This is a genomic window from Rhizobacter sp. (assembly GCF_031412495.1).
Lineage (GTDB): Bacteria > Pseudomonadota > Gammaproteobacteria > Burkholderiales > Burkholderiaceae_C > Schlegelella_A.
In genome coordinates, this window is sequence record NZ_JANODC010000153.1 from 1 (window position 1) to 9,309 (window position 9,309).

Consider the following 9,309-nt stretch of genomic DNA (forward strand, 5'->3'; position numbering starts at 1 on the left):
ACTTCTTCAAGGCCTTCGAGGCGACGGTGCGTCCCGGCATGTCGGCCGACGTTGCAGCGGCGTCGCCCCCGACCGCGCGCGCGAGCGGCGCGGTACCCGCCGCACGGCGCCCCGCGCCGGCCGGTACGCTCGGCTGGGCGCTTGCCGCTGCCGTCGTGGCCGTCACGCTTTTCTTCGTCCTGCGCTGATCTGAATGCGGCCCCAGCGGGGCCGGCCCCTCCCTCTCGGTGGGAGGGGAGCGAAGCGGGGAGGGAGCAAAAGCGTCGAGTCGCCGCGACGAGCAACGCCTGTCGCGAAGCGTCAGGCGTTACTCGTCGCTCTCACTTCCTCGATGGTCGACTGGCCGGCGAGGACCTTGTCGATGCCGTCCTGGCGCAGCGTGCGCATGCCGTCCTTCATCGCCGCCGCCTGCAGTTCCTCGGCGCGGGCGCCGTTCTGGATCAGGCGGCGCAGGTCGCGCGAGACGACCATCAGCTCGTGCACGCCGGCCCGGCCCTTGAAGCCGGTCTGGTCGCACTTCTCGCAGCCGCTGCTCTGGTGCATCAGCAGCCGGCCGTCCTTCGAGTTCCGTTTTGTCCAGCCGGCGAGCACGTCGCCACGCGACACCGGCGGCTCCGCGCCGAACGCGGCCATGTAGTCGCCGAGCAGCTCCTCGATCTCGTCGTGCGTCACCGGGCGGCTCGTCTGGCAGGCCTTGCAGTTGCGGCGCACCAGCCGCTGCGCGAGCACCGCGAGCAGCGAGTCGGCGAAGTTGAACGGATCCATGCCCATGTCGAGCAGGCGCGTCACCGTCTCCGGCGCGCTGTTCGTGTGGAGCGTGGACAGCACGAGGTGACCGGTGAGGGACGCCTCGACCGCCATCTTGGCGGTCTCCTCGTCGCGGATCTCGCCGAGCATGATGACGTCCGGGTCGGCACGCATGAAGGCGCGCAGCGCCTTGGCGAAGGTCCACTCGATGCGCGGGTTGATCTGCACCTGGCGCAGGCCGGGCTGGGTGATCTCGACCGGGTCCTCGGCGGTCCAGATCTTGCGCTCCGGCACGTTGATGTGGCTGAGCGCGGAGTGCAGCGTCGTCGTCTTGCCCGAGCCGGTGGGGCCGACGCAGAGGACCATGCCGTAGGGTCGCTCGACGGCGGTCAGCAGCGCCTTGAGGTTCGCTTCCGAGAGGCCCAGGCTGTCGACGGGAATCGGCCGCGCCGAGGCGAGCAGGCGCAGGACGACGTCCTCGAGGCCGCCGTTGGTGGGAATGGTCGCGACGCGCAGCTCGATCTTGTGCTGCGGCGAGAACTTGGCGAAGTTGATCTTGCCGTCCTGCGGCTTCCTGCGCTCGGAGATGTCGAGGTCGCACATGATCTTGACGCGGGCGATGATCGCGTTGCGGTAGTTCGACGGCAGCTCGAGGTAGGTGCGCAGGATGCCGTCCTTGCGGAAGCGGACCCGGATCTTCTCCTTGCCCGGGTAGCTCTCGATGTGGATGTCGGAGACGCCGTCCTTGTGCGCTTCGATCACCATGTTGTTGATCAGGCGGACGAGCGAGTTGTCGCTCTGCTCGATCGGCTGCTCGATGTCCTGCGCACCGCGGCTTCGCTCGAGGCCCTCCTTCTCGAGGGTCTCGACGAGCTGATCGGTCGTGCTGGGCAGTGGCGTCAGGTCGAACTGGATCGGTGCGCCGAGATCCTCCGCCTTGCGGCTCACGGCCGAGCCGAGCCTCTCGTAGGCGGCGTGCAGCGCAGCTTCCATGGCCATGCCGCGGGCGAGCACCGGCACCACCTTCATGTCGGCGCTGAACTCGACTTCGTCGAGCGCGGCCCGGCGCGACGGGTCGTCGAGAGCGACGACCAGGCGGCCGTCGCGGATCAGGAGCGGCATCACGCGCAGGCGCGAGGCGACGGCATAGTTGAGCTTGCGCAGCGCCTCGGGTTCGGCCGGGAAGGCGTCTAGGTTGACGAGCGGGTAGCCCATCTTGCGGGCCAGGGCGGTCTGCAGGTCGTCGCGCGAGACGACGTTCATCCGCACGAGCACCTCGCCGAGCGGAACGCTGCGGTCGAGCTGCTGCTGCTGTAGCGCGCCCTGCAGCTGCCCCTCGTCGACGAGGCCGAGCGACATCAGCGCCTCGCCGATGCGCACCATCGGCATCTTGTGCTGGCGTTCGATGGCCTCGAGGAGCTGATCGGGGGAGACGATCTGCGAGGTGACGAGGATGTCGCCGATCTTCTGGGTGCGCAGCTCCTCCTGCAGCCCCATCGCCTCGGTGACCTGGTCGAAGGTCGCGTGGTGCTCGTCGATCAGCAGCTCGCCGATGTGGCGGCCGATCTCGAACTCCACGAAGGCGCTCTTCGGCACGAACATCCGGCGCACGCTGCCGTCCGCATCGCAGGGCGGAAAGAGAAACAGGCCGATCTCGGTCTCGACGTGACCCACCGTCAGGCCCTCGAGATCGACGCCGTCGCGCAGCCGCACCTTGTACGGATTGCTGTCGCGCTGGCGCAGGAGGTCGGCGTGCGGGTCGGTCAGGGGCAGGGGCAGCGGCAGCAGCGGCGTGGTCAGGGTCAGGGCGATGAACTCGTCGAAGCGCAGCGGCAGCGTCGTCCGCGCCGGCGGCATCTGCACGTGCGCGACGCCCGTCTCCGGGACGAAGAAGGTCAGGCGCGCGGAAAGGGCTTTCCGGGAGGAACGCGTGAGGATCTCGCAGGGCAGCGTCTCGGTCTGCTCGGTCGGCGACGGGTAGCTCGCGTAGGGCGGCGTCGGCCACATGAAGACGTCGCGGCTCGCCTTGTCCCGGATCGAGGTCCGGGCCTCGGCCGGGGAGGGCGGCGCGGGCGGGTTCGCGGTCGCGCGGGCGGGCCGGTCCCAACTGAGTGGAGTGGATAGATCTGCCATGCGGTCCTCCGCCTCGAAAGCGGGCCTCGTCCGTCGCGGACGAGCCGACCCGGCTTCGAAGGGCCCTCGATGATGATCGGCCGCCACGCGGGCGATGACCGGAACAGGAGGGCTTGTGCGGCCCAGTTCCCCCGGCCCGGGCCGGCCCCGCAGGGCGATTGCTAGCGCCGCATCTGCTCGGGCAGGAAGGTCACGATCTGCGGGAACACGTAGAGCAGCACGACCATGAGCACCATCAGCAGGAAGAACGGGAAGGCGGCGCGGGCGATGGTGCCGATCTCGCGCTTGGTCATTCCCTGCATGACGAAGAGGTTGAAGCCGACCGGCGGCGTGACCTGCGCCATCTCGACGACGATGACGATGAAGATGCCGAACCAGAGCGGGTCGATGCCGGCCTTGTGCACCGTCGGCATGATGACGCCCATGGTCAGCACGACCATCGAGATGCCGTCGAGGAAGCAGCCGAGCAGGATGGAGAACGCAGTGAGGGCGACGACCAGCTCGAACTTCGTGAGGCCCAGCGTCGCGATCCACTCGGCGAGGTGGCGCGGCAGGCCGATGTAGCCCTTGCTGAGGGTCAGGAAGGCGGCGCCGGCGAGGATCAGGGCGATCATGCAGTAGAGGCGCGTGCCGCCCATGAGCGACTCCCGGAATGTCGCCCACGTCATCGTCCCCTGGGCCAGGGAGATGAGGAGCGCGCCGATGACGCCGATGGCCGCCGCTTCCGTGGCGGTGGCGATGCCTGCGTAGATCGATCCGAGCACCGCGAGGATGAGCACCAGCACCGGTATGAGGCTCCTCGATTCGCGCAGCTTCTCGGCGAAGCTCATCGGCGCGTCGGCGGGCGGGATCAGGTGTGCGTTCTTCAGCGACCAGGCAGCGATGTAGAGCGAGAAGATCGCCGCCAGCAGGAAGCCCGGGATCACGCCGGCGATGAAGAGCTGCGAGATCGAGACATCGGCCGTGACGCCGTAGACGATCATGATGATCGAAGGCGGGATGAGCAGGCCGAGCGTGCCGGCGCCGGCGAGCGACCCGATCGACATCATCTCCGGGTAGCCGCGCTTGGCGAGCTCGGGCAGGCTCATCTTGCCGATCGTCGCGCAGGTGGCCGCGCTCGAGCCGGACACTGCGGCGAAGATCGCGCAGCCGACGACGTTGGTGTGCAGCAGCCGCCCCGGCAGCCGCTGCATCCAGGGCGCGAGGCCGCGGAACATGTCCTGCGAGAGCCGGGTCCGGAACAGGATCTCGCCCATCCAGATGAAGAGCGGCAAGGCGGTGAGGGTCCAGCTCGAGGCCGAGCCCCAGATCGTCACGGCCATCGCGTCGCCCGCCGGCCGCGAGCTGAAGAGCTGCATGCCGATCCAGGCCACGCCCGAGAGCGTGAGCCCGATCCAGACGCCGCTGCCGAGGATCAGGAACAGCGACCCGATGAGCAGGGCGGTGACGGCGATGTCGTTCATGCGTTACTCGTTGCGCGAGGCTTCGTCGCTCTGCACGACGATGCGCTCGCCGCGCAGCTCGAGCACGAGCTCGTCGACGAAGGCGATCGCCAGGACGACCGCACCGATTGCCATCGACAGCTGCGGCAGCCAGAGCGGGGTTGCGTCGTTGCCGGTCGAGATGTCGTGGAAGGTGTACGACTGCCAGGCCAGCTTGCAGCTGTAGATCGCCAACAGCGCTGCCAGCAACGACGCCGCGAGCAGGGCCCAGACCTCGAGCCCGTGCCGCGCCTTGCCCTTCAATGCCCCGAGCAGGAGCGTGACCCGGATGTGCTCGCCCCGCTTCAGCGTGTGCGCCATGGCCAGGAAGCCGGCCGCCGCCATCATGTAGCCGGCGTAGGCGTCGACGCCCGGGACGTTGAAGCCGAGCTGGCGGCTGACGATGGACAGCAGGACCATCGCCAGCAGCAGGACCATGGCGACCGCGCCGAGCCCGGCGCTGGCGTCGTAGAGCGCGTCGAGCGCGCGCCCCAAGCCGGATCGGGCGGGCGCCGTCGCCGCCATCACATCTTTCTGTAGGCGTCCACCACCGCCTGGCCTTCGGGCCCGGCCTTGTCCAGCCATTCCTTCAGCATCACCTCGCCGACCTTCTTCATGTCGGCGGTCAGCTGCGGCGACGGCGCGACGATGTTCATGCCGTTCTTCTTCAGCAGCTCGATGTACTCGCCGTTCTTCTGCTGCGACAAGGCCCAGCCGCGCGCCTCGGCGTCGGCGCCGGCCTTGAGCAGGGCCGCCTTGGTGGGCGCGTCGAGCGCGTCGAAGGCCGCCTTGTTGACGAGCACCGCGTTCTTCGGCAGCCAGGCCTGGGTGTCGTACCAGTACTTGATGTGCTCGTAGGTCTTGCTGTCGTAGCCGGTCGAACCCGACGACATGTAGCTCTCGACGACGCCGGTGGCCATGGCCTGCGACAGCTCGGCCGCCTGCACCGTGACCGGCTGGGCGCCGACCAGCTCGGCGATGCGCGCCGTCGCCGGGCTGTAGGCGCGCCACTTGACGCCCTTCAGGTCGGCGGCCGAATTGATCGGCTTCTTGACGTAGATGCCCTGCGGCGGCCAGGCCACGGTGTAGAGCAGCATCATCCCCTGCTCGGCGAGCTTCTTCTCGAGGGCGGGCCGGCTGGCCTTGTACAGCTTCATCGACTGCGCGTAGCTGTCGGCGAGGAAGGGCAGGCCGTCGATGCCGAACAGCTGCCATTCGTTCTGGAAGTTGACGAGGAGCACCTCGCCGATCTGCGCCTGGCCGCCCTGCACCGCCCGCTTGATCTCCGGTGCCTTGAACAGCGCGGCGTTGGCGTGCACGGTGATCTTCAGCTTGCCGCCGGTCGCCTTGTCGACGTCGTTGGCGAACTGGACTAGGTTCTCGGTATGAAAATTGTTCGCCGGATACGCGGCGGGCAGGTCCCACTTGGTCTGCGCCGTGACCGCGAAGGCGGCAGCGCCGAGCGCGCAGGCGAGCGCGGCTCGGAGCACGAGGGATGGAAAGCGAGCGATCGACACCATGGAGCACTCCGGGAAAGCGGTGGAAGGCAAAAGCATAGACCGTGCCCCGGTGCCGGCGCATCGGGCATTGCCCGATCACGTCCGGCGGACGGCGGGTGCATGAGTGGCTGCCTCGGGGTCCTGATGCTGGAGACGCGCTTCCCGCGCCTGCCCGGCGACATCGGCCACCCCGCGACCCTGCCCGGACCGGTGCTGTACCGGACCGTCGCCGGGGCCACGCCTCGCCGCGTGGTGCAGGAGCCCGACCCGTCCCTGCTTGCACCGTTCATCGTCGCCGGGCACGCGCTGGTCCGCGACGGCGCCACCGCCCTCACCACCAGCTGCGGCTTCCTCGTCCTGTTCCAGCGCGAGCTGCAGGCGGCGCTCCCCGTGCCGGTGTGGACGTCGAGCCTGCTCAAGCTGCCCGAGCTGCGCTGCCCGGGCATCCTGACCGTCGACGGCGAGGCGCTAGGCAGCGCGCACCTGCGCGCGGCCGGGGCCGCGGAGAACCTCCCGATCGAAGGCCTCGCCGCCGGCTGTCACCTGCAGCGGACCTTGCTCGACGACCTGCCGGAGCTGGACCGCGGTCGCGCCGAGGCCGACGCCGTGGCAGCCGCGATGCGCCTGATCGCCCGGCGCCCCGGCATCGACTGCGTCGTCCTCGAGTGCACCAACCTGCCGCCGTACGCAGAAGCGGTCGCGCGCGCCACGGGCCGCCCGGTGCACGGGCTGCCCTCGTTCCTGCGCGAGCGCCTGGGCCTTCCTTCGCTGCCGCCATGAACCTCCGCTTCGTCGAGGCTTTCTACTGGGTCGTTACGCTGCGCAGCATGACCCGCGCGGCCGAGAAGCTGCACCTGACGCAGTCGGCCATGTCGAGCCGCGTCGCCTCGCTGGAAGCCGAGCTCGGCACGCTGCTCCTCGACCGCCGCGACCGCCAGTTCCGTGTCACGGGCGCCGGCGCCCGCTTCTTCCTCCATGCCGAGAAGCTGCTCGCCCTGCAGAGGGACATCAAGGCCGAGATGGGCTCGAGCGGCAGCCAGCCCGTGACCCTGCGCATTGGCGCGATCGAATCGGTCGTCCACTCCTGGCTCATCGACTGGCTGCGCGACATGCGCACGCAGGAGCCGGGCCTGGCGCTCGAGCTGACCGTCGAGACTTCGCCCATCCTCGTCGACCAGCTCCGCCGCGGCACGCTCGACCTCGCGGTCGCCGCCTTGCCGGCGAGCGGCGGCGAGCTGCGATCGCAGGCCCTGCCGGCGATGGACATGGCCTTCGCCGGCCATGCCGGACTGCACCGGCGCCGACGCTACGCGCTCGGCGACCTCGTCGCCGCCGGTCTGCTCACCTTCCAGCGCGGCTCGCAGCCGCAGCTCGCCTTGCTCGACCTGCTCCGCCGGGCCGGTTTCGAGCACGCCCGGGTGCACAGCATCTCGTCGATCAGCGCCATGGCCGAGCTCGTCGAGGAAGGCCTTGGCGTCGCGACCCTGCCGCGCGCCGTCGTCGACCGCCTGGCCCGGCGGGTGCCGCTGAAGGCGCTGCTCGTCGACACCGCCCTGCCGGCCCTGCCGATCCACCTGAGCTGGCGCCTCGACCCGACCTCGCTGGCGCAGCAGGCCCTGGTCGACAGCGTCTGCCAGCGCCTCGGCGTCGGCCGGGCGGCATCGAAAAAATCGATGAGGTGAGAAAGAAACAAGCTGCTTGCGGCAACGCCGGGCCGCCCTCCAGAATCGGTGCCCCATGAGTGCAGCAGCAGCGACGAGCCAGGCCGGCGTTCGACCGATCGCCCCGATCGACAGCGACGCGGCGCGGCGCGGCACCGCGGCCCGGGCGCCGATCCGCCGCGGCGAGTGGGTGACGCATACCAGCGGCCTGGCCGACGACCTGGTGCAGGGCAACCTCGTCATCCTCCCGGAGTCGCTCGCCGCCGACTTCCTGCGCTACTGCCGGCTCAACCCGCGCCCGTGCCCGCTGCTGGCGGTGGGTCGGCCCGGCGACCCGACCCTCCCCGAGCTCGGCGAGGACATCGACGTGCGCACCGACCTGCCGCGCTACCGCGTCTGGAGCGGCGGCGAGCTCGTCGGCGAGCCCACGGAGATCGGCGATCTCTGGCGCGACGACCTTGTCGCCTTCGTCATCGGCTGCTCGTTCTCGTTCGAATGGGCCCTGCGCGCCGAAGGCGTGCCGCTGCGCCACGTCGAGCTCGGCCGCAACGTCGCCATGTACCGGACCAACGTCGCCACCGTGCCGGCCGGTCCGTTCCACGGCCCGATGGTGATGTCGATGCGGCCGCTGCGCGCCGCCGACGCGATCCGTGCCGTCGAGATCACGGCGCGCTTCCCGGCGGTGCACGGCGCACCGATGCATCTCGGCGATCCGGCCTTGATCGGCATCACCGACCTCGCCGCCCCGGATTACGGCGACGCCGTCGAGCTGCGAACCGACGAGCTGCCCGTGTTCTGGGCCTGCGGCGTCACGCCGCAGGCGGCGATCGCCGCGGCCCGGCCCGATTTCTGCATCACCCACGCGCCCGGCGCGATGCTCGTCACCGACATCCGCAACGACCAGCTCGCCGGCGTGCCGGCGGGCGGGGCGACCCCCCACCACTTCGATAACCGGAGAAGACGATGACATCCTGGCCCCTGGCACTCGGCGCGCTCTGCGCCTCCTTCACGCTGCAGACGGCGCAGGCGCAGGCCCTGCCGGCGACGAAGCTGCAGGTCGTCGGCTCGATCTCGAGCCTGCCGCAGTACAAGGAGTTCGAGGTCCCGTTCTGGACCAAGACGCTGGGCGAAAAGTCCGGCGGCGCGATCACGGCCGAGGTCAAGGGCTTCAACGAGATGGGCCTGAAGGGCCCCGAGGTCCTGCGCCTGATGGGCCAGGGCGTGATGGAGATCGGCGCCACCGTGATCGCCTACCTCGCTGCCGACGACCCGGCCAACGAGATGCTCGACATGGCCGGCCTGCTGCCCGACGTGGCCACGGCGCGTCGGGTGACCGACTCGCTGCGGCCGGTGTACGCCAAGCTCTACAAGGAGAAGTTCGGCGTCGAGCTGCTCGGCTTCGGCACCTACCCGGCCCAGGTGCTCTACTGCAACAGCGAGCTCAAGGGCCTGGCCGACGTCAAGGGCCGCAAGGTCCGGGTCGGCGGCCGTTCGCAGTCGGAGCTGATCCAGGCGCTCGGCGGGACGCCGGTCACCCTGGCCTTCGGCGAGGTCGTGCCGGCGCTGCAGAACAAGACGGTCGATTGCGCCATCACCGGCACGCTCTCCGGCAATGCCGCCAAGTGGAACGAGGTCACCACCCATCTGCTGGCGATGCCGCTGTCGTGGGGCCAGATCGCCTACGCCGCCAACGCCAAGTCGTGGCAGGCGTACGACCCCAAGGTGCGTGCCGTCATCGAGACCGAGATCAAGGGCCTCGAGAAGGCGGTCTGGGACGGCGCCGAGACC

At 69.8% G+C, this 9,309-nt stretch carries 9 protein-coding genes; 5 read left to right on the top strand and 4 right to left on the bottom strand.

Annotated features, from left to right (window positions below; all coding sequences use genetic code 11):
- Positions 1–188: hypothetical protein (locus AC30N0_RS05560; protein ID WP_489516933.1), on the top strand; the 188-nt coding region annotated here is incomplete at its 5' end.
- A gap of 112 nt (positions 189–300) precedes the next feature.
- On the opposite strand, the gene AC30N0_RS05565 is transcribed toward AC30N0_RS05560, so the two are convergent.
- The 4 genes from AC30N0_RS05565 to AC30N0_RS05580 form a co-directional block, all read right to left on the bottom strand.
- The gene (locus tag AC30N0_RS05565; RefSeq protein WP_489516934.1) at positions 301–2,880 is read right to left on the bottom strand and encodes a GspE/PulE family protein; all 2,580 of its coding nucleotides are present in this window, start codon (positions 2,878–2,880) and stop codon (positions 301–303) included.
- Between the two features lie 161 nt (positions 2,881–3,041).
- The gene (locus AC30N0_RS05570; RefSeq protein WP_489516935.1) at positions 3,042–4,343 is read right to left on the bottom strand and encodes a TRAP transporter large permease; all 1,302 of its coding nucleotides are present in this window, start codon (positions 4,341–4,343) and stop codon (positions 3,042–3,044) included.
- A 3-nt stretch (positions 4,344–4,346) separates the two neighbouring features.
- Positions 4,347–4,856 (bottom strand): TRAP transporter small permease, encoded by a 510-nt coding sequence (locus tag AC30N0_RS05575; protein WP_489516936.1) that lies wholly within the window; start codon positions 4,854–4,856, stop codon positions 4,347–4,349.
- A gap of 29 nt (positions 4,857–4,885) precedes the next feature.
- The gene (locus AC30N0_RS05580; RefSeq protein ID WP_489516937.1) at positions 4,886–5,881 is read right to left on the bottom strand and encodes a TRAP transporter substrate-binding protein; all 996 of its coding nucleotides are present in this window, start codon (positions 5,879–5,881) and stop codon (positions 4,886–4,888) included.
- Between the two features lie 99 nt (positions 5,882–5,980).
- On the opposite strand from AC30N0_RS05580, the gene AC30N0_RS05585 reads away from it, so the two are divergent.
- The 4 genes from AC30N0_RS05585 to AC30N0_RS05600 form a co-directional block, all read left to right on the top strand.
- Positions 5,981–6,640: an aspartate/glutamate racemase family protein gene (locus AC30N0_RS05585; protein ID WP_489516938.1), complete on the top strand. Its 660-nt coding sequence runs from the start codon at positions 5,981–5,983 to the stop codon at positions 6,638–6,640.
- Positions 6,637–7,542 carry a LysR family transcriptional regulator gene (locus AC30N0_RS05590; RefSeq protein ID WP_489516939.1) on the top strand — a complete coding sequence of 302 codons (906 nt, stop codon included), beginning with the start codon at positions 6,637–6,639 and terminating at the stop codon, positions 7,540–7,542. Before AC30N0_RS05585 ends, AC30N0_RS05590 begins: the two co-directional genes overlap by 4 nt.
- 55 nt (positions 7,543–7,597) lie before the next feature.
- Positions 7,598–8,488 carry a putative hydro-lyase gene (locus AC30N0_RS05595; RefSeq protein WP_489516940.1) on the top strand — a complete coding sequence of 297 codons (891 nt, stop codon included), beginning with the start codon at positions 7,598–7,600 and terminating at the stop codon, positions 8,486–8,488.
- Positions 8,485–9,309 (top strand): TRAP transporter substrate-binding protein (locus AC30N0_RS05600; protein WP_489516941.1); only part of this gene is annotated, 825 nt, incomplete at its 3' end. The genes AC30N0_RS05595 and AC30N0_RS05600, both read left to right, overlap by 4 nt.

Excerpts from the sequence above, each read along its gene's own strand:
- AC30N0_RS05565 (WP_489516934.1), bottom strand. The coding sequence starts at position 2,880 with ATGGCAGATCTATCCACTCCACTCAGTTGGGACCGGCCCGCCCGCGCG.
- AC30N0_RS05570 (WP_489516935.1), bottom strand. The coding sequence starts at position 4,343 with ATGAACGACATCGCCGTCACCGCCCTGCTCATCGGGTCGCTGTTCCTG.
- AC30N0_RS05580 (WP_489516937.1), bottom strand. The coding sequence starts at position 5,881 with ATGGTGTCGATCGCTCGCTTTCCATCCCTCGTGCTCCGAGCCGCGCTC.
- AC30N0_RS05595 (WP_489516940.1), top strand. The coding sequence starts at position 7,598 with ATGAGTGCAGCAGCAGCGACGAGCCAGGCCGGCGTTCGACCGATCGCC.
- AC30N0_RS05585 (WP_489516938.1), top strand. The coding sequence starts at position 5,981 with ATGAGTGGCTGCCTCGGGGTCCTGATGCTGGAGACGCGCTTCCCGCGC.
- AC30N0_RS05590 (WP_489516939.1), top strand. The coding sequence starts at position 6,637 with ATGAACCTCCGCTTCGTCGAGGCTTTCTACTGGGTCGTTACGCTGCGC.